We start from the raw sequence: 26,515 nt of genomic DNA, 5'->3' as shown, positions 1-26,515 counted from the left end.
CACAAAAAAGGGATACAGCCTTTAAATAGCTGTATCCTTTTTGCGTTTAAATTATTTTAAGGTTCTGCTTAAGAATGCCTTTGTCCGTTCATTCTGAGGATTTGTAAACACTTCAGAAGGGTGCCCCGTTTCAATAATTTCGCCGTTATCCATGAAAATCACCCGGTTTGCCACTTCCCTGGCAAAGCCCATTTCATGTGTCACAACAATCATTGTCATCTGCTCTTGTGCTAATGCCTTTATGACCTCAAGAACCTCACCCGTCAATTCAGGGTCCAATGCTGAAGTAGGTTCGTCAAATAAAAGGATTTCAGGATTCATCATCAGTGCTCTCGCAATCGCCACCCTTTGTTTTTGACCGCCTGAAAGGCTGGCTGGATAGGCATCCGCTCTTTCTGTCAAACCAATTTTCCTTAATAGCTCCGTACTTCTTTGTTGAATAGATGCAACGGGCTCGTTCTTTACCAATTTAGGAGGCAGTTCTAGATTCTCCTTAACCGTCAGATGCGGGAATAGATTAAAATGTTGGAAAACCATACCCATTTTAGAGGTAATATTTTTGATTTCCTGCGGTTTTGCGTAGACTCCGTCCTTAACAAAAGCTTCACCCGAAATCGTAATACTTCCTGCATTTATTTCCTCCAAGTGAACTAAACTCCTAAGCAGCGTACTTTTTCCCGACCCAGATGGACCGATAATCGCTACAACATCATTTTTGTTAACGTCAAAGGTTATTTGCTTTAGTACATCCACCTTGCCAAATAACTTTTTCAGGTTGGATACTTCAATGATAGCCACATTTACCAATCCTTCTTATTCAAATTTGTATCTTCGTTCAATTCCTTTAAATACAAAAGTTAAAAACAGCGTCATAATGAGATAAATTAACCCAGCAACGAAAAATGGGACAATGGTAAAGTCGCGGTTTACAGCTGTCTGAGCATAGTGAAGAAGTTCCGGTACGGCAACTGCATAGAGCAGGGCTGTGTCTTTAACGAGTGTCACGGATTCATTCGCAATCGCTGGAAGGGTAACCCGAAACATCTGCGGTAAAATGATTCTTGTTGTTGTCTGCCATTTACTTAACCCAAGAACCTTTGATGCCTCATATTGTCCTTTATCAATCGCCAAAAGGCCGCCGCGGAAAATTTCAGCAAAATAGGCTGCATAGTTTAATACAAACCCTAAACAGGCTGCAACGAACCGGTCTAACACTAAATATTCTCCAACCACTGGCAGCATCGGCAAGCCGAAGCAGATTAATAACAATTGTAGTAATAGCGGTGTACCTCTCATGATGTAAATATAGCCCTGAGCAAGTAATGATACAGGCTTTAAGCTGCTTTTTACAGCTAATGTAAGTAAGAAACCGAGCGGAATAGAAATAATAATAGCAATGAAAAACAAAAGAATCGTCATCTGTGCCCCTTCAAGCATAGGCACAAGAATCGATGTGAAATAATCAAATGACATAGTAACTCCTCCAAAAACAAAACAGGGTTCCCATTAGGAAATCCTGTTTTACCTTATTTTCATATTACTTTAATACTTTATCTTCTCCAAACCACGTTTCAGAAATGCTAGCAGCCGTACCGTCCTCATTCATCTCATCGAGTGCCTTTTGGAGCTTTTCAAGTAATGCCTCATTTCCTTTTTTAACACCAATACCATATTCTTCAGGAGCAAGCGACTCTTCAAGCACCTTAAATGTTTCTTCCTCTTGAGCCATATAATAGTTGATAACAACTTCATCAATCACTACAGCATCCAAACGACCACTCTTTAAGTCTGTTAAAGCCTGTACATTATCAGCAAACTCCGTTACGGTCTTAACCTTCTCTTTTAATGGTGAATCGTTTAGGGCGTCAGAAGCGGAAGAAAGTGACTGCAGTCCAACTACTTTTCCATCTAAATCATCTAGTTTAGTAACCTTTGAATCAGCAAGAGTGACGATTACCTGTGCATTTTTTAAATATGGTTTTGTGAAAAGGACCTTTTCTTTACGTTCATCTGTAATCGTGTATCCGTTCCAAATTAGGTCAATCCGTCCGCTGCTAAGCTCAGCTTCTTTTGTTTTCCAGTCAATTGGCTGGAATGTAACTTTCGTTCCCATTTTTTCTGCTGCTGCTTTAGCGTAATCAATATCAAAACCTACAATATTATTATCCTCATCACGGAACCCCATTGGCGCAAATTTATCATCAATTCCGATGACAAGCTTATCTTCCTCTTTACTTGATGATTTTGAGCATCCAGTAAAAATGACTAGTATTGCAGTTAATATAAGAATCATAGTTGCTAATTTTTTCATTTGTATGTACCCCTTTTATTTAAATTAATTTCACTTTAGTACGTTACCATATTATCGTACTACCACATTATAACACTATAATATTATCGAATACAATAGTTAGAAAAATAATAATAAAAAGGAGCCTATTCCTTTAAGAATAGACTCCACTCGTTGATATTTTCCAAATCATATGGTCCTGCCCTTGACCCCAATAATCCTTTAGTAAATAATTAGGTTCGCCAAATTTCTTCTTCCAGATGGCTTGAGCATTTTTGTAGCCGCTGTCGAGACAGAAATCTACCATTCCACACCCCTTTAAGGTTTGCAGCATTTCTCCCAGCAGTCTATTTCCTACTCCCTGTCTTTGATATTCAGGAAGTACAAATACCGTTCCTACTTCAACAAGATTCCCCAGTTTTCCATTGGTACAGTTTTTTATCAGTTCACTGGCAGGACCATATTCTATTGTTCCAATAATTTTGTTTCCAGCCAAAGCTATTAAAAAATACCTTTGATCACCCTTGCTATCCAAATCCAATTGCAAATAATTATTCTTACTATCAATCTCAGCTTCGATATCCTCAATTAATCCCGCTAGACCTTCTCTTCGGAAGGTATCAGTAATGACGATTCTAAAAAATTGATTCAGTTCCTCTATGTCTTCCATTCTAGGTCTTCTTATCTCGACTGTTTGCATACAAAATCCCCCTAGATTAAGCTGACATATTTTTTTGAACTCTAATTTTATTTACCACAAAAAGTCCACTATAGAGCAGGAATGTCCCTGCCATTAATATCATTCCAAGGAAAACGGACATCATCGTAGGCACTAAAAATGCACCCAATATGATTGCACCACGAGCGATTAAATCCGCACCGTTAAAACCTAAATTAGAAAAAGCAGAGTAAGAACCCCGTTTATCTTCTGGCATCATATTTGCCTTTTCTGCATTCATTATTGGAGAATAAACGAGCTCACCAATCGTTGCCAGACCATTAAATAATACAAGGATATACCACAGATTTGCAGACGTTACAACCGTATACCCGACGCTATAAAATAACAACCCCAGCAGCAGCATCTTTCTTTTTGAAAATTTATCCGTTATTTTCGTAACCAAAAACGTTAGTACAACTACCATCAGCATATTTTCGATATTTAGGAAACTAAGCATCCTAACACCAGCAACTTCAAATTCACCCACAAATACAGTCTTAAACTCTTCCGCTAAGCGAACACCTATGTAACTATTTAAAGAAAATTCTGCTGCAAAAATAAACATCGACCCTGCAACAGCCATTACAAATGGTTTATCCTGAAAAGCAACTTTGTAGTTCTGGAAGAGATCCACAAAAATGTTTTCATGTTTTTTCTCAAGCAGCTTCACACGTGTATCTTGTAACCAGATGCCATAGGCAATCGGTAAGCTAGTTGACACGATCGTTAATGTGATAAAAAGTTCTAATTGATGATTCACATATAAAAGTCCGCCTAATGCAGCCCCGATAGCCATCGCTAAATTAACAAGCCAATAATCGAGGGCATAAACACTCTTTCGATTTTCTGGTGTTGTCGAGTCAATGATGATCGCGTGCACGGCAGGACGACCAAGACTGCTGGTAATCGTGAAAATTACATAACTGATTGCAAATAATACAATCCATTTTTCGTCTGGCAATAAGCTTACCGTCATTAGTGCAAACATTAGTGCACTGGACATTGACGATAAGATGATTATTTTTTTTCGTGGGAATCGGTCTGAAATATAGCCGCCGATAAAGTTAATAAAAAAGCCTATTATGACCGTGATTGCTAAGAAAATACCTGCCCAAACCGCACCCTTATGCTGTGCAAAGAAGAGCGCCATGAACGGCATTACTGAGCTGGCAATCGCCCGGTTAAAAAACGAGGTTATCAGTCTTACTTTAATGTTTTGGGGATAGTCTTTCCATGCCATATTTACCAACACCTTTCATACTCTTTATAGTAAACTAGACGTAACAATTTAAAAATGACCAATTTTCAAAAAAATGTCTACTTTTAAAGGAATGAGAATATGGACCATTATTTATTAACAATATGGAATTCAACCTCTACTGGAGAAGTCAAAGTACAGGATCTGGCTGAGATTCTAAATCTAAGCGCAAAGCAGACCCGTCGCAAACTGAGCCAATGGCAAGAAGAAGGCTGGCTAACGTTTCAGGCTGGCCGAGGAAGAGGAAACGATTCGAAATTGCAATGGAAGAAGGATGTAGAATCTGCGTATGAAATACATTTCATATCCAAATTGGAGAGTTATTCGATTGAACAAGTAAGTAAATTGTTATTGTTTAACTGGTCGACTGAAACAAAACAGCGATTGATGACTAAATTTCAATCCAAATTTGGGTTTCATCAAGAGGGGCAGGACCGACTCATTATTCCTCGATTTTACCGTTTCTTAACATATCATCCACTAAAGGCTGCAGATGTACATAGCGCAAATCTAGTAGCAAACATATATAACCGAGTGGCAGCATTGGAGGAAGATAATACAATAACACCTGAGCTTGCCCATAGCTGGGAATTAACTAAAACCAAGTTGACATTGTACTTAAGAAAAGATGTAGCCTTTCATGATGGTTCCATTCTAAAAGCAGAAGACGTCGTCCAATCCTTTATTCGAATGAAGCAAGATGTGATATATGCTGAACTTTGGAAACCCATTACAAAAATAACTTCACCCGCTTCACTCGTTGTTGAGCTTGAATTTCCAAATGGCTGTACGTATATTTTACCGCTGCTTAGTTTGATGACTGCTAGCATTTATAAAGAATCCAACGGTCAGGTCATTGGAACGGGGAGTTTCTATATGGGGGGGAATTCTGAAGAGAAAACCGTATTACATGCTTTTAAACATTATTATGGGGAACGTCCCCTATTGGATACAGTTGAATTCATTCAAGTTTCTAGAGAGTTTGGAAATGTTTATTATGGTGCTCATGAATCAAGAGAGGTAGGCACGTTCGAAGTTGAAAGTGATTCTGGCTTCGGTATTGTGGTGATGAATCCATTTCGCCAATCGGATATCGCTAGAAAAGAAGTACGAGATTACATCCATATGTTGATAGACGAAAATCGCTCACTAATTTCTACAATAGATTCACGTATTTCAGAAAACAACTCTGGATGTTTAATTGGTTATTCAAAGCCTTATTCTATGCCAAAAATAGCAAAGCCATCACTTTCAAAGCCATTAAGAATGAAGTACACAGGATATGCAAAGGATGTATCCTTTTGGTTAAAATCCATCCTCGAACATGGTGGACTATATACAGAGATAGAAGAAGTATCGTTTCATGATGCCCTGTATCATGATCATCTAAAAGCAGAGGCAGATTTATTTATTCATGGAGAAATTTTTGAGGTGAACCAAAGCTTTTCTTATTTTAATTTTATAAAAAATAACCTTTCCCCACTTCGAAAATTAACACAAAGTGATCCATATCTACAGAAATTTATTCAAGCCTATGATGAATTACCCTTTGAGCAATGGATTGGTCAGCATTTGAAAATAGAAAAGTATTTAATTGAAAATTCCCTTTGCATTCCACTCTATTATTCTAAGCGGCAAATACCGTTTTCCATTAATTTGATGAACGTCGAGATTAAGCATTTTGGGTATGTAGATTTATCAAAATTATGGATGAAGCCCAAATACTAGTATAAAAAGAATGCCTGACATCCGAATGTCAGGCATTGTTCTTTTTAATCTTGATATTCTGATAATTGTTCCTGCACAGACTGAAGGGAATTTATTGCTTGTTGAATCTTATTTTTGTTGTCTGGTTTTTCAGCGTTACTTAATGCCTGCTGTAATGTATCAACCGTACTTTGTACCGATGACATACTTTGGTCAACGTATTGTTTAGCGTTTGGCATATGTGCACCTCCTTAATTATTTCAGAAATAGTATCTGCACATATTCCAAAAATATAAGGATTACTTTTCCATCATTAATTTTAAAATTAGTTCGTCTGTATGCCTGGTTCCTTCATTTCCAAGCTTACAAAAGCTTTCAATACTTTTTTCCACGTCATCGTGAATAAATCCGTCAGTGGATTTAATTTCTTGATTGTTGAGTGCTAATAAAGCTGATTGAACTGCCACATTCGAACATGTGGATACTTTCATTGCGCAGCCAGCCTTGGCACCATCACAAATCATTCCAGAAACATTACCGATGGTGTTTTGAATCGCTGCTTTAATTTGCTGCAAGTGACCTCCTAGTAAATATACCATTGCCCCACTTGCACCCATTCCTGCTGCAGTTACACCGCATAGTGCTGAAAGCCGCCCAAATTTCGATTTGATATGAATGGTAATAAGATGGCTAAGTGCAACTGCTCGAATCATTTCTTCCTCTGAAACCTGTAGTTTCTCTGCGACAGCCACAACGGGAAGGGTTACGGCAATTCCTTGATTCCCACTACCGGTGTTCGCCATTACCGGGAGTGTTGAACCTGCCATTCTCGCATCTGATCCAGCGGCAGCTAGTGACATTGCCGCTGTGGCGATGTCATCTGATAGAATTCCTTTTTTTACATTTTCTTTTATCGTCTTCCCTACATTTAACCCATAATCTCCAGAGAGTCCTTCTTTTCCAATCACTCTATTTAATTCAATGCTCTTTTTTACAACAGATAAGGAGCTTAAATCAACCGTTTGAACCCATTCAACAATTTCATCTATCGTAAGTGTTACTAATTCTTCTTCATCTGATTGGAAGCCTATATTTTCGCATCCACCTGTGAACACAACCTGACCATCAACCTCAATTAACGTGATGTTACTATGATTATCAGAAATAACCACTCTAGAAGTATGTTGATTGGTTTTCAAACTCACTTCAATATAAAGTCTTTTGGGTGTGTCAGCTTGACCGGAGGATACTTTTCCTTCTTCTATTAGTTTTAACGCTGACAGCTCATCTTCAAAAGTAAGTCCATCTAATACTTCTAGTTGTTTCAGTGGATCGCCCGCTGCAGCTCCAAGTGCAGCAGCGAAATCCAGACCACTAGAAGTCATTCCTGGAATTCCGACGGATTTTGCATTTTTTATAATATTTCCACTCGCTTTTAAAACTATCTCCTCTATTTGCCCTTTGGCATAGCTTTTTGCCGTTGCTGCGGCCAATGCAATCGCAACGGGCTCCGTACAGCCAAGCGCAATCACTAATTCTTTTTCAAGAATGGTTTCTATTTTATGCTTCTTCATTTTCCCACCACTTCCCTTTCTAAATACCTTATCTAAGATATTACCATAGCTATGCTGATAAAAATTCGGGGTAATTTTACCAAATATCCCAAATAAAAAAAAGAGTCTTTCTATGGAACAAAAGACTCTTTTATATGACTTTATTATATTGAATGGCTGATGGTTTCTTCCCCTATTTCTGCTTCCCTTCCAAACAATCTTGCATAGACACCATTGTTATTACCCAGCAAATCCGCGTGCCCCCCCTGTTCGACAATTGCTCCATTTTCAAGAACAATAATCTTATCTGCTGAGAGAACGGTAGAAAGACGGTGAGAGATAATGAGGATGGTTTGTTTCTTACCGGTTTTCAAAACTGTCTCATTAATTTTCGTTTCAGTAATCGGATCAAGAGCTGAACTTGCTTCATCAAGAATGAGGATTGGTGCGTCTTTAATGATTGCCCTTGCCAGAGATAATCGCTGCTTCTGTCCTCCAGAAAGAAGGCTTCCTCGTTCTCCGACCTTAGTATTCAAACCCTCTGGCAAGCTTTCGACCAGTTCTTCCAGACCGCTATCCTGTAAGGCTTTTAGTAATTCCTCATCAGTAGCATCTGCCTTTCCGATTCTTAGATTATCCGCCAATGAACCGCTTCGTAATTGAACATCCTGCGTTACAATCGCTATTTGGGACCGCAGCCATGCTGTATCCCATTCGGTAATGTTTCTGCCATCCACTTCAATCTGACCCTTTTTCGTTTCATATAATCTAAACAGCAAGTCAACGATAGTAGATTTTCCTGAACCACTCGGTCCTACCAAGGCTACCTTTTCACCTGCTTTAATATCAAAGGTAACACCAGACAATACATTTTCTTCTTTTTCTGGATAAGCGAACGTTACCTCTTTCAGTCTGATACTGCCGCTTGCCCTTTCCCCTCGAATGCCTTCCTTTATTTCAGCTTCCGCTGGCTGGTGCGATAGGAGAATATCTGAACGATCTAGCGCTGGTCCAGTTCTTCTTACAGATAGCCAGTTACGCAGCAGTCTTTGCATTTCGTTGGCTGCAATCGTGACTAATCCGCCTGCAGTAAGCATTTGTCCACTTGTTAAATTGTCGTTCCAAATTAATAAAGTACTAATTAAGTAGACAACACCTAAGGCAAATCCATTATAGCTGGCAATGACCACTACCGATTGCATTCTTGCCTTTAGTTCCTTAATTGAATGCTTTACGAAGGAGTTCCTGATGGCAATCACACTATCTACCTCATTCTCAGAAACACCCATAACCCGTGATAAATGGATTCCCGTAACCGATTCTCTCAGTCTTTCAAGATATCGGGAAGCCTCCTGTCTTGCATCCGCGGAGGCAGCTCTAGTTCTGATTCCTACATAATTGGAGGTCCAATAAAAGATAATACCTAGAACCACACTGGTAATCATTAAATAAGGATGAATCCAAAGCAGCACCAGACTATAAATGATAACCCCCTGAACGCTTGCCATGAAGGTCGAACCTTCCCATGCAAGGAAATTGTGAAGTGTATCTGGGTCATCCGAAACTCTTGCCAGAAGTTCCCCTGATGAATTGTTATGATAAAAGGAATATGGAAGCACCTGTAAATGACTAAATAGGCGCAGCTTTTGCCAGTTGGTTACCGTCTTGGCTGTCTGGTGGCAAAAATATTCATCAATCACCATCATGACTAAATCAAAGATGGCGGAAAAGAGTAATAACCACATTAACCCCCACAGCCAGGAGTGGTTTTCATTCGGAATAATCGTATCAATTAACCAGCTAAGTGCCAGCGTTGGAATTAATGCTGAAAAAACCTGGCTAATCGCAATAACAACTGAATCGGCAATGACCCATTTTTTATAAGGTCTTAAAAAAGCTAGAACTCTGCGGCCATCACGATTCTTTTTTGGTTGGGAGACGGTGCTTGCATTCATCCAATCATCTCCTTTTCTAACTCGCTATATTGAGCTTTGTATAATTCGTAATACTGCCCTCTTAATGCAAGCAGTTCTTCATGTGTCCCTTGTTCTGCCACCATCCCCTGGTCTAAGAGGAGGATTTTATCCGCGTTCCTGACTGTAACTAATCGATGGGCAATAGTAATGGTGGTTCTTCCTGGAATTAATTGTTCGAGTGACTCTTGAACCTTTTCCTCTGTTTCCCCATCTAAGGATGAGGTCGCTTCATCAAAAATTAAAACAGGTGGTTGGCGTAATATAGCCCTTGCGAGTGCTACACGTTGTCGCTGTCCACCGGAGAGCTTCAAGCCGCGTTCACCCACCACCGTTTCATACTTATCTTCCAGGGATTCTATTAAATCCTTTAATCCAGCAGCTTCTACCGCTTTATCCAATTCTTCTTGGGCTGCTTCCTTCTTTCCATACAAAAGATTATTGCGAAGCGTGCTGTTTAATAGAAAGGTTTCTTGAGAAACAACTCCTACCTGCTGTCTAAAGCTGTTTCGATTGTAAGAGAATAGGTTCTTTCCATCAATTAGAACTGACCCTTCATCAGGTTCATATAATCCTAGTAGAATTTGAATGAGTGTACTCTTTCCGCCGCCGCTTGTACCAACAATTCCAATGTGATTCCCTTGTTCCATGGATAGCGAAACGCCTTGTAGGATTTTTTTATCACTGTTAGGATAAGTAAACCAGATATTTTCTAAGTCGATTCTTCCTTCTACATTTCCAAAGGACGGAAGATTCTCTTCATGCTCTTCGGGTAATTCGAAATATTCATAGATTCTTTGTAAAGCCGGTATCGCCTGTTGAATGGTTAGCGCATTTTCAGCTAATGAGCGGACAGGTAAAAACATGATCGGTATAAAACTAAGACAAGCAACGAGGGTTCCAATGGTTATATTCCCTTCCCAAATCGAAAATCCACCAATTAACATCACAACACCAGGAGTTGCAATATTGAACAAATTTCCTAAGCGCCAGTTTACTTTTCCAATCAACGCTGCACGAATGGAGAAGTTTTTCCAATCTGACAATTTCTTTTGCTGTGTTTCTACCTCAGCACTTTGTGTCTGAAAGGTCCTGACTAATCGAATACTTTCAATACTTTCCTGTAAATGTTGATACATATCTGCACTCATATCTCTCTGCGTGGCACTCATTTTTCTCATGACTTTTCCTAATTTAAACGAAGGAAAAATATAAATGGCAAAAACGACAAACATCACGATGGCTGCTGGCCAATACAAAACAAATACCGCGGAAAATGCGGCAATCGCGCCAATAACCTGCTGTAAAATACGGGGCACGACCGTATTATTTAAGTTTTGAATGGACTCTACATCATGCGTTAGACGGTATAACATATCTCCTCTTGGTGTCGTTGTAAAAAACGACATCGGTGTACGGTGCAACTTTTTGAAGGCTCGAATCTGCATATCAGTAATCACATCTAAGCCGATTTTCACTTGCACATACTCCTGCAGTGTCTCAAATAGCGACTTCCCTAAATAGGCAACGAGAACTCCAGCGACAACCAAAAGTAAGAAGTTCATTTCTCTATCGCCTATTACCTCATCCACCAGTTTTCCTGCTAGGATAGGGGGTAAAATCGTAAATGCTCCACCTACTAAGGAAAAAAACAGGGCAAGCAAAAGCTTTCTCCAATATGGTTTAAAATGCTCTACTGTAGTTTTTAATAAATTCATAATAATCCTCCTCGCAAGAATTTATTGTATTACAAAAAGTAAAAATATTCATTAATTTTATTCAATTGTTATTTTAATTTTTTGCTGTGTTATATTGGTCTGTTGATTTCCGCTCCAGTCACTTCGCTTTCCGCGGGCGGTACGGGGAGCCTGTCTAGCTGCAGCGCCTAGCCCCTCGAGTCGCTTCGGTCCCAACGTTGAAGTCAAAGAACGACTTCATCGTCAGGCCCTCCAGCGCTTGTCGGGGCTGTACAAGGCGCTTTCGCTTTTCCTACTCCTCGTTCGCTTAAGCGACTGCGGGGTCTCCCCTGCCCCGTCCTCCCGCAGGAGTCTTCGTGCCTGGAACGAAAATCAACAGAGTGCCAAAATCAATATTTAGCTTTATCACAGCCGATCTAATGAAAAAAAGGCAACAACCGTTTGGTTATTACCTTGCTTTTGGAACTTTTAATTTACTCTTAATGATCACGATGCACAATATAGTTCAGTATATGTTTTAGAAAAGTAGTGTTGCGTGGAATCTCTTGCAACGTTTCTAGGGCATCACAATAGTGTTCCCACATCGCTTTTTTCGCACCATCAATACCTAAGATTGATACAAAGGTCGAATTATTGTTCTCCTCGTCTTTTCCAACGGGTTTTCCCAGTATGTCCAAATCACCCTCCACATCCAGCAAGTCATCCTTTATTTGAAAGGCAATGCCGACATGATAAGCGAACTTTTTTAAAGCATCAATCTCGGATGGTTTAGCTTCCGCAAGAATGGCAGGCATGATTAGGGACGCTTCGAAACCAAGTCCAGTTTTATAGAAGCACATAGTATTTAAGTCTTCTAAGGTTAACACTTTCCCTTTGGATTTCAAATCCATTGCCTGCCCTTTACACATTTCTTCAGTCAATCTAGAAGAATATTTAACCAAGCTTAGCACGGTCTTCGAATTGAACTTTTCGAGTGATGCTTGTTCCTCTATTGCCTTCTGCGTTAGATAGAGACCTGTTAATTCTGCAATAGCACTATCGTACACCATATGCAGCGTTGGCCGTCCCCTGCGAATGGCTGCATTATCCTGTGAAGGCAGATCATCAAAAATCAGTGAAGCAGTATGCATGTATTCTAATGATTTTATAAGTGGTACAATTGCCGACTGATCTAATCCGTATTCCTGAATGCCCATAATCCAAGTAATGATAGGCCTTAACCGCTTTCCATCACCCTTTAGGCTATAGTTTGCAGCCTCAACGATTGGACCATTCAAAGTATCATCTTTAGGAATTGGTAAAAGATGATTAATTTGGTTACGTACATTTTCGATTAAATCTGAGAATTCTTCCTGCTCTTTTCGTTCATTTTTCATGTTGGTTATCATATGGTCACGCAGGAGTTTATCGAAGAAATCCACGTCGTCTGCTTTAGCTGCCATCTTTTGAATGATGGTATTGAAATTGGGATTTCCTGAAGAAAAAAGTTCCATCACTTCATTGTATTCTTTTACGCCCATTCGTTCTTTATATCTCTTTAATCCGTTTATCGCACGATCTAAAATGACTTCACATGCCTTTTTATCTGAGTGATAGACACTATGAATTAAATTGGAAATGACACTCCAATATAATTCAAATGGATTAATAAGATCATCCCTTTTGTCGTGATATTTCAGATAATAGGTATAGGGTGTTACGGCACCATTCTGCAAATCATCAAACATATCAGCAAAGTCATCTGCCAGCTGGTTGTAAATGCCATAAAAGAAGGTTCGATTGTCGAATCCCTCATCTTCAACAGCATTAATAACGGAGCGAACGATCAATCGTGATGAAGAGGATTTGAGAATAACCGGAATATAAAGCTCTTCATTCGTATAACTTCCATTCGACAAATCCTTTTCACGGTCCACTTCCTGCGAATGAAAAAATACATATGATTGTTCAAAGAATGATTTTATAGTTTCTGGCTGCTGTTGTGCCTTAATATATTCAAATCCCTCTCGAAGCTCCGAATGAATGAACGTAATCAAAGCTATGTTCTTATCGTCCCACTCCCCGGCCAAATTCGGTACTGCTCCAGTAGTAAGGGTGGTACGAATCAAGTTAGAGTATTGTTTTTTCTCTTTCTCGGATAAGACTTTTGAATCGAGAAGGTCATCAATATAGGGATAGGTCAAACCATAGGCATAGCCTATCCTAATGGCTCTATCTAGTCTGCGAGCCCGTTCTTCAGAGGGAATTTTATCGCCCATCTCTTCAATCTCATGCATCACGACTCCAGCTATAATTTTAATAAGCTTACGCTGGGCATGGTTAGCGTCCATCCCCTCTGGAAGGTGGTTGGATACAACTTTAAGTTTATTTATCATCCAGATAATTGCAGATTCAATAGATTCCTGCTGGGCCCACCTGTACAACCAAGCCATAGAGAAAATCTCATTCTTATTTTCACGATTTTCCTTTGGCTGGGTAAGATTGTTTTTTAAACTGTTAACAACACTATCAATTCTAGCCTGTGTCTCTTTCGAATCCAGCGCTTTACCCAAATCACGCATAAAAATATAAGATATGCTCCTATCCAGGTAATTGTCTAGTTTGCCAGTGTAATCCAGATATTTAATATAATTGTGATAATCACGGGGGTCTGCTTTACTTTTACCACGAGAAAAAAAAGAGAATAATGAATGATGATGAATATGGTTGTGCTTCCAGGATTGTATATCACTAGTTAGAGTAGGAATATAGTTTTTTTGCTTAACTTGCTGATAAAGTGATTGAAAATACTCCCTTGCCTTTTGCTCAGCCATTGCATAGCAAGTATCTTCATTTATTAATAACGCCTTATTCATTAAACATTACCTCAACTTCACGTTCACTTAGTATGTATATTAATAATACACGTAAGCATTGGCTTTATAACTATTAAACTGAAAATTAAATTAAAAAATCCCTCAGAACTTTCATCTGAGGGAAAATTATATTCTGTTACTCGTATCTTAATGCCTCAATTGGACTAAGCTTTGAGGCTTTGTTTGCGGGAAGTAATCCAAAGATAATACCAATTAAGGCTGAAAAACTAACACCTATTAGAACAATTAACGGACTAACGGAAGCCGTAATGGGCGAAAACTCGGAAACGAGGATACTGCCCAATGCTGCTAGGCCAATTCCTATCAATCCTCCTAATGAAGTTAACGTGATGGACTCGATTAGAAATTGTAAGAGGATTTTTCTTCTTGTCGCACCAATCGCTTTCCGAAGTCCAATTTCTCTCGTTCTTTCTGTTACAGATACTAGCATTATATTCATGACACCAATCCCGCCTACTAAGAGTGAAATACCTGCGATACTCCCTATTAGCAGTGTAAGTAAAGAAATCATTGTATTTAATTCTCTTTCATAATCTTCAAAGTCATTTGTCGAATACTGGCCGTTTTCAAGACCTTTTTCTGTTGTTAAAGTTTCGGCTGCCAGCCTGCCTGTTTCAGAAATGTTTTCAGCATCACTAGCAATCACCGATAATTGCTCAATTTCTCGGTTACCGAACATCATCGAGATGACAGTACGCGGCATTAGCATCTCACCTGTATCCGGATTACGAAATTGCTCAGGCAGTGGTGATTCATACACCCCTACAACTTTGTATGGATTATCATTGAGGTCAATAATCGCACCGATTGGGTTGTCGGATTCCTTAAAGAATTTTTCTCTTGCTATCGTATCAATCAACACCACTCGATTCAAACCATCATTATCCGCAGCGTACAAAGCTCGTCCTTCTACTACCTGAATATCCCTAGCAGAGAAAAATTCCGCACCGACACCGGTAATTTGCATTTCACCCTGTTCATCATCATGTGTCATCATTCCCCAGCCCTGATTTGTTGCAACCACAGCCTTAACACCAGGAACTTCCGCGAGTGTCTCGATATCTTCTGAGGTTAATTCAGGTTCCTCCCAAAACATTTCAGTTTCCCCTTCAGGCGGGATATATTCATAATAAATATCAATCGCATTCTTATCCGTACTAAACAATTCATCTGTCATCTGCTTCTTCGTACCTTGACCAATAGCTACGATAATAATAACAGCGGCTACACCAATGATTATGCCGAGCATCGTTAGAATGGATCTTATTTTATGGTTCCAAATAGAGGAAAGGGCGATTTTAAAACTATCCCATATATTCATGAAGACACCCTCCGGTCTTCGGTTATCAGCCCATCTTTTATCGTAATAATTCTTTTAGCATATGCTGCTATTTCTTCCTCATGGGTAACAATGATAACCGTTTTTCCTTCTTCATTGAGCTGTGTAAATAGCTTCATTATTTGTTCACTCGTATTCGAATCAAGCGCACCCGTCGGTTCATCGGCTAAGAGAATAGTAGGATTATTAACGAGTGCCCTAGCAATGGCAACACGCTGCTTCTGACCTCCAGATAACTGGTTAGGTAAATGCTTCATCCGGTCACCTAACCCTACTTTTTCTAGTAGATTTTTTGCCCTCGCTGTTCTTTCCCGCCTAGAAACCCCAGCATAAACAAGTGGAGAGGCGACATTTTTAATGGCGTTGTCTCTTGGAAACATAAAGAATTGTTGAAAAACAAAACCGACATGTTCATTTCTTAGCTTAGCTAGCATACTCTCTTTTGCAGAGGCGATTTGTTCCCCATTTAGTTCATATGTACCTGATGAAGGATAATCTAAAAAACCAATAATATTCATCAATGTAGATTTACCAGAGCCAGATGGGCCCATAATCGCGACAAACTCCCCATCTTCTATCGTTAAATCAATTCCATGAAGCACCGGTACTTCTAATGAACCCTTACCGTATACTTTTGTTATTTCACTCAACTTCATCATATGCGGTCACTTCCATTCCATCATGCATTTCTTCCGTTGGTGTAAGGACCACAAGTTCTCCCGGCGTAATTCCTGATGTAACTTCAATGAAGGCATCGTTCATTACCCCCGTTTGAACCTCACGTCTTTCTAACATCCCATCTTTTAAAATATAGACAATCTTAATTCCTGCTTCATCGATAAGAGCCGGATGTGGGATAGCCACTTTTTTAGTGGCATCACCAGCCTTTATTTCTAAAGAAACATGGAATCCTTGACGTAACTCGGTAGTATCATCCGTAATCGTAACCTTAAAAGGATACATGGTTACATTACCAGCTCCGCCACCGCCTTCGAATCCTTCTCCACCGCCGCCTTCTGCATTTGGGAATTGTGAAACAGATTCAACTGCACCCTTCCATTCACGATCTTTAAAAACCTTCGGCCGAATAATAACAGATTGTCCTTCCTTAATCTTGACTGTATCGAATTCACTCATCGACCCAATTACTTTATAGGGTTGACTTGAAATAATGTGGATGACAGGTTCTGCTGCTCCTGCTTCTGTATTTGCTACATTTTGATTAACCTTTACGATAATCCCATCCATTTTACTTACAATCGTCATTTCACTTTTCTGTGCATTTAATTCTTTTATTCGGTCTTCAGCTGATGTAATTTCTGACTTTGTACTTTCATATTGCATCTCTTGTTGGATTTTTTCATTCGAAAGCTGGTTTACATCTTCTTGTGAAACTAGCCTTTCAGCGCCATCTACTGTTTCTGCACCTTGTGTTTCTACCTTCTTTTTAGCTTCTGCAATTCGCTTATTGAGATCTGCAATTTGATTTTGCTCTGTTTTCCCTCTACTTTGCAGCAATTCCTTCTCACGGACTGCTCTTTTAAGTTCACTATCTATTTTTGAAGAATCATAGACTACTAGTGGATCACCAGCTTTGACAGCTTGGTTCTCTGTTACTTTAAATTCACTAATTTCCCCTTTTTCAGGTTCAATAAAGACCTTTTGCTCGCTTTCTGGAACAATTTTACCCGTAACAAGAATCGATTCTACCAATTCTTGTTCACTAACCTTTTGTATGCTTATACTCATGACACCTTCATCCGCACCTACTGTTTCTGTACCTGTTTTTGCATACAAATATGTACCCGTGCTTGCAATGACAAGTATTCCTACAATGACTGATATCCAAATCCATACCTTTTTCTTCACCTATATACCCCCGTAGAATCTATTATTTATCTATTATCTACTATAAGGGTACTGGAAATATTTTCAATAGTTTTTAACGGATTGTTTCTCTTTTTATAATCGATAGATTCCATTGAAGGAAAAAAAGCCCTTCAGCTGAAAGGCTTTTGCTTTGTAATTTAGCTTTCTCAAGTTCCGCAGAAGGTTCGATATGGACGAGGTGATGGCGCTGGCAGAATAGTGTAATCTATTTGATTTGGAGAGTACGCATATGGATTGGATAGGACCCCAAGAAGCCTCTCCATCACACTATAATCTCCATTATTCGCTGCTTCCAGTGCCTCTTCTACACGGTGGTTCCGAGGTATTACCGCAGGATTACTGTTCCTCATTAATTGAGTGGAAGAGTCCTTTGATTCCTGCTGCCTGCCTCGTCTTGCCTGCCACCGTTCTAGCCACTGTGTGAATTCTGTTGTTCCCTGCAGAATGGTTTCCTCTGGTTTATCCAAAGATAAAGCTCTAAATGTGTTCGTATAGTCAGCACGGTGCTTCTGCATCATTTCTAGCAGGTCTTTAATAAGGGGCTTATCTTGTTCCTCCTCATTAAATAATCCTAATTTGGCTCTCATTCCCTCGAGCCAATTCGATTCAAATAATTCTGCAAAGTCGGAGAGCTTATCTTGTGCGAGTGTAACTGCCTCTTCCTGATCCTCATGCAGGAGCGGCAGGAGAGCTTCAGCTAACCTTGCTAAATTCCAGACACCAATATTCGGTTGATTCCCATAAGCATAGCGGCCTTCTCTGTCAATGGAGCTGAACACAGTAGCCGGATCATAGGTATCCATAAAGGCACAAGGTCCATAGTCAATGGTTTCTCCACTAATCGTCATGTTATCGGTATTCATTACCCCGTGAATAAAGCCAACCAACTGCCATTTCGCAATTAGCATTGCTTGACGCTTAATCACTTCCTGAAGAAACGAGAGATATTGGTTCTCAACACCTTCAATTTTAGGATAATGGCGTTTTATTGCATAGTCTGCCAGCTCCCGAAGTTCATCCTCGTTGCCCCATCTTGCAGCATACTGAAAGGTACCAACACGCAGATGACTAGCACCCACTCGGGTCAGAATAGCACCAGCTAAATAAGATTCACGGGCTATTTCTTCTCCGGATGTCACCACTGCTAAACTACGTGTGGTAGGAATGCCTAAACCATGCATCGCTTCGGAGATAATATATTCACGCAGCATTGGTCCCAGTGCTGCCCGGCCATCGCCGCCGCGGGAGTATGGCGTTCTTCCTGAACCCTTAAGCTGGATATCAAATCGCTCACCTGTGGGTGTTATCTGTTCTCCAAGAAGCACCGCTCGACCGTCGCCTAACATTGTAAAATGCCCAAATTGGTGTCCCGCATATGCTTGTGCAAGAGGGGAAGCACCATCAGGTATTTTGTTCCCAGCAAACACCGCTGCCCCTTCTTCACTTTGCAAGTTCTTTACGTCTAAACCTAGAGACGTCGCCAATGATTTGTTAAAAATAGCAATCTTAGGTGAAGCTGCTGGTGTTGGGTTTTGGCTGTTGAAAAATACCTTCGGCAAACGAGCATAACTATTATCAAAGTTCCATCCTATTTCACTTACGTCTTTTGTCATCGTATCCTCCTTTTCCTATTACAATTAGTCAGTTTCATAAATTTACATGTTTTCTGATTGGATTATACTATACGTTTTTCTTCTTTATTTTACCCCTAAATGCAATATTTATCGTTAACTCTATTTAATGGATGTTCGAATTTTTTAAAAATAGGGTGAAATAAAAATGAATGACATATATTTTTGCAGGCTCTAGATAATAAAAAAGAAGGAAAAGCAATAATCCATGCTTCTCCTTCTTTAGTTTTAAGATTGCCTTTTTCTTTTTTATAAACCTTTATTTGGTTCCATAACCATTTCAGTTTTCCCTGATGGCATATTTGCAATAAACACTCCAAGTAAAACTAATATTCCACCAAGAATTTGGCTAACTAGAATGGGATCCCCTAAAATAAAATGGGAAGCAAGAATGGCGACAAAAGGTTGAACGTTCATGAACATGGATGCCGTACCCGCACCAACTTCGGAGACACCTTTATTCCACCAAAAACCAGCAATTCCTTGTGCAAGGATACCGGCAGAAATCAATAAAAACCACATAATCATGGAATCACTTATAACTGTTCCACTTACAATTCCTTCGACGCCGGCTGCCGGAATCATTAATACACTTCCAAGAACCGTCGAATAAATAGTAATGATGTAAGTGTTCAAGGTTTTTGATAACGCTCGAATAAATAAGAGACTAATAGACAAACAGAGCATCGCTACTACTATATTTAAATCGCCCCATGAAATACCAAATGATCCACTTGCAACACCGATTATCGAAAATACACCCATTAAGCTGATAAGGGCACCTGTTGCTTTTTTCAAGGTAAACTTCACTTTAAAAATAATACGCTCTAAAAAAATCGTAGCGATTGGGGCCAAAGCAATAATTAGTGAGGCATTTGCAGGTGTTGTATGGTGAAGGCCTGTAAAATAGAAGGTTTGATTAATCAAAGTACCAAAGATTCCAGCACCAAGTAATAGCTTCCATTCAGAAGAAGTTGGTCGTCTAATTCCTTTATGCACCATTGCAACTATGATTAGAAAAAGAGATGTGAAACAAATTCGTACGGTTGACAAAAAGACGGGGGAAAAGCCTTGAAGCAAAAAAGCACTAATGGGATAATTACAACCCCATAAAACGGATACTAAAAATAAACTAAGGAAAGCTTTATTATTCTTTAACATTTTATTGATAAACCTAACCTTTCTGTCTGAACGTAGATGAACTGAGCTAAAAACATTTTTTATTATAGCATATTATTTAGGAATGCGAATTAATTTTAAATCACTTACATGGCTCACCCTGAAGTTTAGTTGATTCTTAGATACCAAAATTGAAGATGAAATCATCTAAGATTTCATCCTCAAAAAAATTGTATTCAGATGTCTGTTTTGATAGGGAAGGGTTTTCTCTACTTCTTCTACTTGTTCATAAAATCCCTCCAAATTCCTAACTATTGGTTAACCACCATTCCATTAGTGAATCAAGTTCTTCACATAAGTGTGTTTTTCTACTATAAAGCTTATTAAGCTCCTCATAATCCATTAGGTCTTGGGACATTGACAAATCAATACCTTTAATTTCTTTTTCTAGACTTTCAATCCTTGCCAGCGCATTTGACTTTGCTTCTTCTTGGTCTATACCTTCGGATTTTATTCTTTGTTTCTTACCTTTTTCACGATTTACGATTGGTTCTTCTTTAGGCTGCTGACTTTTATAATAATCATAATTTCCTGGATAGCTTTTAAAACCATGGTCCTCCAATGCAATTACTCTTTCAGCGATTTTATTAATAAAATATCTGTCATGAGAAATAAAGAATATCGTTCCTTTAAAATCTTCGAGCGCTTCCTCTAGGGTTTCGATGGAATCAATATCAAGATGATTCGTCGGCTCATCGAGGATTAATAAATTTATGTCTTGATATAAAAGCATCGCCAGCTTTAGCCTAATTCTTTCTCCACCAGATAAATGCTTTACTTTTTTGAATGGGCTTTTTTTATAAAACATGAACCTAGACAGATATTCACGTGCTTTTCCTTCTAGGATAGAAATATCTTCTCTAAAGGCTTCCAACACCGTGAGTTCTTCATCTTTAAAAGTAATTTTCTGCGGTAAGTAAGCAGCCATCACATTCGCACCTAGTTCCACTACACCTTGGTCAGGCTGTTCTTCACCTAATAGCATTTTTAAAAAGGTGGTTTTCCCGCTTCCATTAGGACCTACCATCCCCACTCTCTCACCATAATGAATCATTAAGTCTGAGTCCTTAAAAATCAGCTTATCTTGATACCTTTTTGAGAGTCCAATGGCTTTAATAGTTTCATTTCCAGACCGCTGCCCTTCTTTGAAATCAAGTCTCATATTTCGTCTTTCAAAAACAGGCTTATCCATTCGCTCCATTTTATCGAGCTTTTTTTGTATGCTGGCTGCTCTTCTAAAGAACTTATTATTATCAGCCCTCATCGCCCAGTCTCTCAAGCTTGTAACAGTCTTTTCCATGTTATTTATTTTCTTCTGCTGCTCTCTAAAATGCTCATATTGAATGCGCATATTTTCTTCTTTTTGACTTACAAAAGATGAGTAATTCCCTTTATAGGAAATTGACTCCATATCTTCGATTTCTACAATTTTAGTTGCTACATTGTCGAGAAAATATCGATCATGGGCGACGATAATGACAATTCCTTTATAGTTTCTAAGATAGCCCTCCAGCCATTCAATGGCTTCCATATCCAAATGATTGGTCGGCTCATCCAGCAGCAAGATATCCGGATTATGGATCAACAGCTTTCCAAGCACTACTGTCGTTTTTTCTCCGCCACTTAATAAATCAAAATCTTTGTTTAAAAAACTTTCAGCAAAATGAAGACCAGTACAGACCTTACTTACTTTTTCTTCACGTTCGTATCCGCCCTTTACTTCAAATAGCTGGACCAGATCACTATATTTATTAAGGGCTTTTTCTAGGGCAGTATCTTCCAGGGTTTTCATTTGTTCTTCTAATTGACGCATTTGATTTTCTATGATGTCAATTTCCTCAAAGGCCAAGTGTAAAACATCGATAACTTTTAATCCTTGAGGATATACAGGAGATTGCTCCAAGTATGCCTTGGTAGCTCCTCTTGGCAAGTTAATCAGACCTTCATCATACCCATAGCTTGAGGTTTGCGGGTAACCTGGATAATAATGCATCTGCTCAATTCCAGCGATTAGTTTAAGAATTGTGCTCTTGCCGCTGCCGTTGGCCCCCACGATTCCAACCTTCTCTCCTTCATAAGCCTCAAACGTAATATTTTTAACCACAAGGGTGGCTTCCATAAATTTCTTAACGCCATGTAATTTCAGTTCTAACATAAAATCTCCTTCTTTCATCCATAATCTAAGTTATGCATTTTATGGACAAGGCAAAGAAGAACCTGCATTTACTTAATATAAAGGCTGTGTTAAATTAGCCCGTTGATTTGTGCTCCACTAAGGAAAGCTTCTTTGAATAATCACCGCAGTGACAGGACGTCTCTCCGCCTGTCACGAGGCGCTTCGCTTTCCGCAGGCGGTTCGGGAAGCCTCCTGCAGGACATTGATTTACTCCCTCGAAATTGCCCACGCCCGAAGAAAATGCGATAGCATTTTCGAGGAGTCTCGCGCCTTCCGCACAAATCAACTTAGTTTAAAATCAATATTTTCCTTAACACAGCCAAAATTAAAAAGACCATAAGAAGATAATTCTTCTTACGGTCTACATAATCATTGGATATCATTTATTTAAAGTAGTTTAGGAAAATACGCATGTTAAATAAGCGCATAGTTATGCCTACACACCTCTCAAAAAACGGAGGAGTACTTCAAACAAATAATTATCTCGATTCAGTAAAGTAAGTTACCTTCTAAATTGCCATAATTCCATAAGAGCATAACAAATAAACCTACGTTTTATAGGTGGATTGACACTCATTACAAAATCCATATTAATTTTCAAATGAATTAATATTAGCAATTAGTTGGTTCCATAAACTTACTTTCCCCCTTCGAAATTTTCTATATTATCTCACTTTTTCATTTTTTTGTAAACAATGGTGTACCCTCATTTTATAAATGTTCTTAGAGGTTTTTCTTAAAAAGAAACAAGAAAAAAGGCAACGCCCATCAGGGTTAGTTGCCTTCTAATTTAATATTAATAAATTCGTTAAAATCTTTGAACCTACTGTAAGACTCTAGATGCCGTTGAAAATTTAGACGGATTAAATGGAGCAATCTTCACGACATCACCCGTTTGAGGAGCATGGATATATTGTCCTCCCCCAATATAAATTCCAACATGATAAGCAGGAGAACCCCTGAAAACTAAATCTCCAGGCTGTACTTGACTTAGAGAAATTCTTGTTCCGACATTTTGCTGCGCACGAGAAGTTCTTGGAAGACTAATGCCAACAGAACGATACACATATGATGTAAATCCAGAACAATCAAACCCGCTTGGCGTTGATCCACCCCAAACGTAAGGAACACCCAAATACTGTTTAGCAGTGGCAATAACACTATTGGCTGTTGCAGAATTTGTCACATTGGGTACAGCAACAGATGGTGTTGATGCTTTTGCAACTTCTGAAGCTTGCGTTTGAGACTGTTGTTGAATTTCTGGAGCAGTTTCTTGTGATGCTGCTCGCTGGGCAGCCAGTTCTGCCTCCTGTTGTGCCTTCTGTTGTGCCATTAAATCCTTTAATGTGCCTTTCGCCGCTTCTAAATCTTGTTGAATTTGGTTTTTGTTTTCTTCAATCTGTTTTTGTTCTGAAGCTAATTCTACTTTGCTCTTTTCTAATTCGTTAATATGATTTTGTAATTGTTCCTTTGCCTGTTTTAACGTTGCTTCCTTTTCTCTTAAACCTTCAAGTAATTCATTATCATTTTCAATAATTTTAGAAATAGCAGTAAAACGATTAAAAAACTCAGAGACGCTGCCAGCTGAAAGTAAAAGTTCTGCATATGTAACGACTGACTGATTTCCTTTTACCTGAATGCTCTTTAATCTCTCTGAATAAATCTCTTTATGGTTAGCAAAATCCTCGTCAGCTTTTATTATTTGAATCTCTGTTTCTTTAATTTTTCCTTGTTGTGTGACAATTTTTTCATTTAGTATTTGACTCTTCTCCATGGATAAAGCGATTCCATTGTCCAATTGCTGAATCTTTGTTTCAAAGTTATCAATATTTAATTCCATAGCATCGATTTGTCCATTTGTCACAGGTGGTACTTCTGGATTTGCAAATGCAGGTGTAGCTTGAATAGTTGTTGCGAGTACAGTAGTAGCGACCATATATTTAATAAATTTTTTTATCATTATTAAATCTCCTCTTGGAAACTATCATTTATTAAAAGTTCTAATATATTCCTAGTTTATATTCCAAAAGGACTAAAAACAATAAAACAGTCGATTTTGTAATTAAAATGTAATTTAATGTAGAAAAATCTGACACATTCTTAATACTAGTGCAAAAAAAAGAAAGACAGATTAAATTCCGCCTTCCTCTATCTCTTATGTAATTCATTCCATTCCTTAACCAAGCGCTTAGGTGCAGCACGTAAATAGGCTTCTTGGAGTAGATCCTTCAACTCTTCCCAGTCTTCTTCAGCCGGTTTTTGGATAGAAACCCATCCGTAACGACCAATATATGGAGTTTTGTAGAAATGTTCTTTCTGCAGCAATATTTCTTGCGTTTCCCGGTCTGACTTGAAAGACAGGCTGAATCCATTCTCGTTTTCACCTGATATCACAAATGATTTTCCATTGATTTTAAAAGTATTGTGACCAAAACCGTCGATATGTTCAATGGCTTCAGGCATTGATAGACAAAATTCTCGTAATTTTTCAAGTATGCCTGCCGATTCTAGTGATTTCATGATTTTTTTCACCCAACTTAGATTCTACTTTGCATTAGCATCGGGTTGATGAATTCCGAATATGTTTCCTTCAGTATCAATATAATATCCTTGCCAAGCCATTCCTGGAAGAGCATATTTTGGCATTGCCACACTGCCGCCATTCTCAATAATCTTAGCTTCGACTGCGTCGTAATTTTCCACACCCATTGTACAAGCAAATCCATTTAAAGCTTGGTTAGCTTCCGGCGCTGCACTTTGACGCTGCATCAATGCTCCATTGATTCCAGGCTCATTTTCATCTCCAGTCACTGCACCAAAGTAAGGCATTCCAGCATACTCACTATAATCTTGAAAGGACCATCCAAATACCTCTCCATAAAACTTCTTTGCCCGGTCCATGTCACTCACATGAATTTCAAAATGAACTAATCTACCCATAATTGCCTCCTCTATTCTTTATTAGTGTTTACGTTTGCCATTTCCTATTATAGCCATAAAAGGAATAATTTAAAAATTAAAAATAATTATAAATAGCACAAAATAGATTTTTCTATCCAATATGTAAATACAGTATTGGGACTAAGACTCTCATACTGTTTCATTTTCAAAATGATCTCTATCATTTTAAGGATATCAGATACTTGGCTACCCTTTCCAGTTACACTTAAATTATCTTGCTACGGCTTCTTAAAAGCTATATTTGCAAAACTTCTAATGAGGACCTTTAATGAAAAAACAGCACCCATTCATCAAGTCGAATGGGTGCATGTTATTTATGCTACTTCATGTACCTTTAAAAATAAACTTTCCTTTCTCTAGCTTTGCCCATTTTTGCTTCAAAAAGTCCAATTGTAAGGTAGCTGTGTTACTTTTTTTAGAGATTTTTTACAAGCTTAATCTCATCATTTTTAGGAGTGAATTCACTGACATTTCCTAATTTTTTGTCTTTTCTTAAGGGATCTTGGTTCTCTATTACATATTTCATAAAAGAACAACAAAAGAGCTTACGTGATATTCTTCCTTTTTCACCAATTAAGTTGAACCATCCTTGTCCAACATAAAAAGGGTTTGTTAGCATTCTATCAACAATAAAAGATATACTGTCATTTTCTTCCTTTGTTTCAATTTTTGTTTTTGAGGAAAGAGCCAATACAAAATAGTTTTTAAATCTATCTAATTCAAGTAATTGAAGATGGTACTTTTCATGGTGCTTTATATTAAATTCCTTCAGAACTGTTTTAATACTTTTGTCAATATCTATATCAAATCTACTAGCATCTTTCCAATTTGTTATACGCGAATTAAAAATAGACAGTGTCATGATATAATGTGAAGAGTAATTTTTTGGATCAAATGATTCTTTACCATTTAGCTTTTCATCGACCGGTGCAACAATAAAATTTTTATAGTCAGAAAAAAATTCTTCGTTCATACGGCATACCTTCTTTCATAAATTGATTGGGCTGGATGAATAAAATGATTCCGATCCTTTTCTGTCTGAGCTACCTGATTTAAGGAAAGGTCTTTCTGGTGGAAAGAATCGATTGGTTTTCCTATTATCGTTTCATAATCATATGTTTTTTGGTCAAGCTGTCAAAACAACTTTGACAAACTGGAGATACTAGTTGTTATATATATTCATTTTTAAAAATTAAAATCCTTCTTTTTCTTCCATGAAACAACATTTTTCACTTTTTTTAATCAAAAAGTCCTATTCCTGAAT

Annotated in this window: 21 protein-coding genes; 1 reads left to right on the top strand and 20 read right to left on the bottom strand. The window is 38.4% G+C overall.

The window, feature by feature from the left end:
- Nucleotides 1–51: 51 nt before the first annotated feature.
- The 5 genes from QNH48_RS06130 to QNH48_RS06110 form a co-directional block, all read right to left on the bottom strand.
- Nucleotides 52–798, bottom strand: a complete 747-nt coding sequence (locus QNH48_RS06130) for an amino acid ABC transporter ATP-binding protein (protein WP_283955699.1) — start codon at nucleotides 796–798, stop codon at nucleotides 52–54.
- A 15-nt stretch (nucleotides 799–813) separates the two neighbouring features.
- Nucleotides 814–1,473 (bottom strand): amino acid ABC transporter permease, encoded by a 660-nt coding sequence (locus QNH48_RS06125; RefSeq protein ID WP_283954211.1) that lies wholly within the window; start codon nucleotides 1,471–1,473, stop codon nucleotides 814–816.
- A 64-nt stretch (nucleotides 1,474–1,537) separates the two neighbouring features.
- The gene (locus QNH48_RS06120; RefSeq protein ID WP_283954210.1) at nucleotides 1,538–2,311 is read right to left on the bottom strand and encodes an amino acid ABC transporter substrate-binding protein; all 774 of its coding nucleotides are present in this window, start codon (nucleotides 2,309–2,311) and stop codon (nucleotides 1,538–1,540) included.
- A 133-nt stretch (nucleotides 2,312–2,444) separates the two neighbouring features.
- A complete protein-coding gene (locus QNH48_RS06115) occupies nucleotides 2,445–2,990 on the bottom strand; it encodes a GNAT family N-acetyltransferase (protein WP_095249137.1) in 546 nt (181 codons plus the stop codon).
- A gap of 16 nt (nucleotides 2,991–3,006) precedes the next feature.
- Entirely contained in the window at nucleotides 3,007–4,251 is a 1,245-nt protein-coding gene (locus QNH48_RS06110; RefSeq protein ID WP_283954209.1) for an MDR family MFS transporter, read from the bottom strand.
- A 99-nt stretch (nucleotides 4,252–4,350) separates the two neighbouring features.
- On the opposite strand from QNH48_RS06110, the gene QNH48_RS06105 reads away from it, so the two are divergent.
- Nucleotides 4,351–5,997 (top strand): ABC transporter substrate-binding protein, encoded by a 1,647-nt coding sequence (locus QNH48_RS06105; RefSeq protein WP_283954208.1) that lies wholly within the window; start codon nucleotides 4,351–4,353, stop codon nucleotides 5,995–5,997.
- Nucleotides 5,998–6,041: 44 nt separating this feature from the next.
- Here QNH48_RS06105 and QNH48_RS06100 read toward each other — a convergent pair whose 3' ends face one another.
- The 15 genes from QNH48_RS06100 to QNH48_RS06030 form a co-directional block, all read right to left on the bottom strand.
- The gene (locus QNH48_RS06100; RefSeq protein ID WP_283954207.1) at nucleotides 6,042–6,215 is read right to left on the bottom strand and encodes a hypothetical protein; all 174 of its coding nucleotides are present in this window, start codon (nucleotides 6,213–6,215) and stop codon (nucleotides 6,042–6,044) included.
- A 60-nt stretch (nucleotides 6,216–6,275) separates the two neighbouring features.
- Nucleotides 6,276–7,550: an L-cysteine desulfidase family protein gene (locus tag QNH48_RS06095; RefSeq protein WP_283954206.1), complete on the bottom strand. Its 1,275-nt coding sequence runs from the start codon at nucleotides 7,548–7,550 to the stop codon at nucleotides 6,276–6,278.
- 143 nt (nucleotides 7,551–7,693) lie between these two features.
- The gene (locus tag QNH48_RS06090) at nucleotides 7,694–9,484 is read right to left on the bottom strand and encodes an ABC transporter ATP-binding protein (RefSeq protein WP_283954205.1); all 1,791 of its coding nucleotides are present in this window, start codon (nucleotides 9,482–9,484) and stop codon (nucleotides 7,694–7,696) included.
- Nucleotides 9,481–11,220 (bottom strand): ABC transporter ATP-binding protein, encoded by a 1,740-nt coding sequence (locus QNH48_RS06085; protein ID WP_283954204.1) that lies wholly within the window; start codon nucleotides 11,218–11,220, stop codon nucleotides 9,481–9,483. The genes QNH48_RS06090 and QNH48_RS06085 overlap by 4 nt, the downstream gene beginning before the upstream one ends.
- Before the next feature lie 458 nt (nucleotides 11,221–11,678).
- Nucleotides 11,679–14,054: a polyprenyl synthetase family protein gene (locus QNH48_RS06080; protein ID WP_283954203.1), complete on the bottom strand. Its 2,376-nt coding sequence runs from the start codon at nucleotides 14,052–14,054 to the stop codon at nucleotides 11,679–11,681.
- 136 nt (nucleotides 14,055–14,190) lie between these two features.
- Nucleotides 14,191–15,396 (bottom strand): ABC transporter permease, encoded by a 1,206-nt coding sequence (locus QNH48_RS06075; protein WP_283954202.1) that lies wholly within the window; start codon nucleotides 15,394–15,396, stop codon nucleotides 14,191–14,193.
- On the bottom strand, nucleotides 15,393–16,073 hold the full coding sequence (locus QNH48_RS06070; protein WP_283954201.1) for an ABC transporter ATP-binding protein: 681 nt from the start codon (nucleotides 16,071–16,073) through the stop codon (nucleotides 15,393–15,395). Before QNH48_RS06070 ends, QNH48_RS06075 begins: the two co-directional genes overlap by 4 nt.
- Nucleotides 16,057–17,283: an efflux RND transporter periplasmic adaptor subunit gene (locus tag QNH48_RS06065; protein ID WP_283954200.1), complete on the bottom strand. Its 1,227-nt coding sequence runs from the start codon at nucleotides 17,281–17,283 to the stop codon at nucleotides 16,057–16,059. The genes QNH48_RS06070 and QNH48_RS06065 overlap by 17 nt, the downstream gene beginning before the upstream one ends.
- A 167-nt stretch (nucleotides 17,284–17,450) precedes the next feature.
- Nucleotides 17,451–18,917, bottom strand: a complete 1,467-nt coding sequence (locus QNH48_RS06060; RefSeq protein WP_283954199.1) for a protein adenylyltransferase SelO — start codon at nucleotides 18,915–18,917, stop codon at nucleotides 17,451–17,453.
- A gap of 267 nt (nucleotides 18,918–19,184) precedes the next feature.
- Nucleotides 19,185–20,096 (bottom strand): DMT family transporter, encoded by a 912-nt coding sequence (locus QNH48_RS06055; protein WP_283954198.1) that lies wholly within the window; start codon nucleotides 20,094–20,096, stop codon nucleotides 19,185–19,187.
- Nucleotides 20,097–20,361: 265 nt separating this feature from the next.
- A complete protein-coding gene (abc-f, locus tag QNH48_RS06050) occupies nucleotides 20,362–22,269 on the bottom strand; it encodes a ribosomal protection-like ABC-F family protein (protein WP_283954197.1) in 1,908 nt (635 codons plus the stop codon).
- Nucleotides 22,270–23,113: 844 nt separating this feature from the next.
- Nucleotides 23,114–24,250, bottom strand: a complete 1,137-nt coding sequence (locus QNH48_RS06045; RefSeq protein ID WP_283954196.1) for a C40 family peptidase — start codon at nucleotides 24,248–24,250, stop codon at nucleotides 23,114–23,116.
- A 188-nt stretch (nucleotides 24,251–24,438) separates the two neighbouring features.
- Entirely contained in the window at nucleotides 24,439–24,810 is a 372-nt protein-coding gene (locus tag QNH48_RS06040) for an MmcQ/YjbR family DNA-binding protein (RefSeq protein WP_283954195.1), read from the bottom strand.
- Nucleotides 24,811–24,834: 24 nt separating this feature from the next.
- Nucleotides 24,835–25,230 carry a VOC family protein gene (locus tag QNH48_RS06035; protein WP_283954194.1) on the bottom strand — a complete coding sequence of 132 codons (396 nt, stop codon included), beginning with the start codon at nucleotides 25,228–25,230 and terminating at the stop codon, nucleotides 24,835–24,837.
- A 436-nt stretch (nucleotides 25,231–25,666) separates the two neighbouring features.
- On the bottom strand, nucleotides 25,667–26,224 hold the full coding sequence (locus QNH48_RS06030; RefSeq protein WP_283954193.1) for a hypothetical protein: 558 nt from the start codon (nucleotides 26,222–26,224) through the stop codon (nucleotides 25,667–25,669).
- Nucleotides 26,225–26,515 lie beyond the last annotated feature (291 nt).

The sequence above is a fragment of the Neobacillus sp. YX16 genome (assembly GCF_030123505.1).
In the GTDB taxonomy this organism is placed as follows: Bacteria; Bacillota; Bacilli; order Bacillales; family Cytobacillaceae; genus Neobacillus.
The sequence above is the reverse complement of the archived record's forward strand: the minus strand, read 5'-3'. Positions and strand labels throughout refer to the sequence as shown.

What these genes read in the sequence shown, in the direction of transcription:
- QNH48_RS06075 (WP_283954202.1), bottom strand. Translation starts at nt 15,396, where the DNA reads ATGAATATATGGGATAGTTTTAAAATCGCCCTTTCCTCTATTTGGAAC.
- QNH48_RS06085 (WP_283954204.1), bottom strand. Translation starts at nt 11,220, where the DNA reads ATGAATTTATTAAAAACTACAGTAGAGCATTTTAAACCATATTGGAGA.
- QNH48_RS06100 (WP_283954207.1), bottom strand. Translation starts at nt 6,215, where the DNA reads ATGCCAAACGCTAAACAATACGTTGACCAAAGTATGTCATCGGTACAA.
- QNH48_RS06055 (WP_283954198.1), bottom strand. Translation starts at nt 20,096, where the DNA reads ATGTTAAAGAATAATAAAGCTTTCCTTAGTTTATTTTTAGTATCCGTT.
- QNH48_RS06035 (WP_283954194.1), bottom strand. Translation starts at nt 25,230, where the DNA reads ATGGGTAGATTAGTTCATTTTGAAATTCATGTGAGTGACATGGACCGG.
- QNH48_RS06105 (WP_283954208.1), top strand. Translation starts at nt 4,351, where the DNA reads ATGGACCATTATTTATTAACAATATGGAATTCAACCTCTACTGGAGAA.
- QNH48_RS06115 (WP_095249137.1), bottom strand. Translation starts at nt 2,990, where the DNA reads ATGCAAACAGTCGAGATAAGAAGACCTAGAATGGAAGACATAGAGGAA.
- abc-f (WP_283954197.1), bottom strand. Translation starts at nt 22,269, where the DNA reads ATGTTAGAACTGAAATTACATGGCGTTAAGAAATTTATGGAAGCCACC.
- QNH48_RS06060 (WP_283954199.1), bottom strand. Translation starts at nt 18,917, where the DNA reads ATGACAAAAGACGTAAGTGAAATAGGATGGAACTTTGATAATAGTTAT.
- QNH48_RS06030 (WP_283954193.1), bottom strand. Translation starts at nt 26,224, where the DNA reads ATGAACGAAGAATTTTTTTCTGACTATAAAAATTTTATTGTTGCACCG.
- QNH48_RS06120 (WP_283954210.1), bottom strand. Translation starts at nt 2,311, where the DNA reads ATGAAAAAATTAGCAACTATGATTCTTATATTAACTGCAATACTAGTC.
- QNH48_RS06080 (WP_283954203.1), bottom strand. Translation starts at nt 14,054, where the DNA reads ATGAATAAGGCGTTATTAATAAATGAAGATACTTGCTATGCAATGGCT.
- QNH48_RS06090 (WP_283954205.1), bottom strand. Translation starts at nt 9,484, where the DNA reads ATGAATGCAAGCACCGTCTCCCAACCAAAAAAGAATCGTGATGGCCGC.
- QNH48_RS06070 (WP_283954201.1), bottom strand. Translation starts at nt 16,073, where the DNA reads ATGATGAAGTTGAGTGAAATAACAAAAGTATACGGTAAGGGTTCATTA.
- QNH48_RS06110 (WP_283954209.1), bottom strand. Translation starts at nt 4,251, where the DNA reads ATGGCATGGAAAGACTATCCCCAAAACATTAAAGTAAGACTGATAACC.
- QNH48_RS06125 (WP_283954211.1), bottom strand. Translation starts at nt 1,473, where the DNA reads ATGTCATTTGATTATTTCACATCGATTCTTGTGCCTATGCTTGAAGGG.
- QNH48_RS06045 (WP_283954196.1), bottom strand. Translation starts at nt 24,250, where the DNA reads ATGATAAAAAAATTTATTAAATATATGGTCGCTACTACTGTACTCGCA.
- QNH48_RS06095 (WP_283954206.1), bottom strand. Translation starts at nt 7,550, where the DNA reads ATGAAGAAGCATAAAATAGAAACCATTCTTGAAAAAGAATTAGTGATT.
- QNH48_RS06040 (WP_283954195.1), bottom strand. Translation starts at nt 24,810, where the DNA reads ATGAAATCACTAGAATCGGCAGGCATACTTGAAAAATTACGAGAATTT.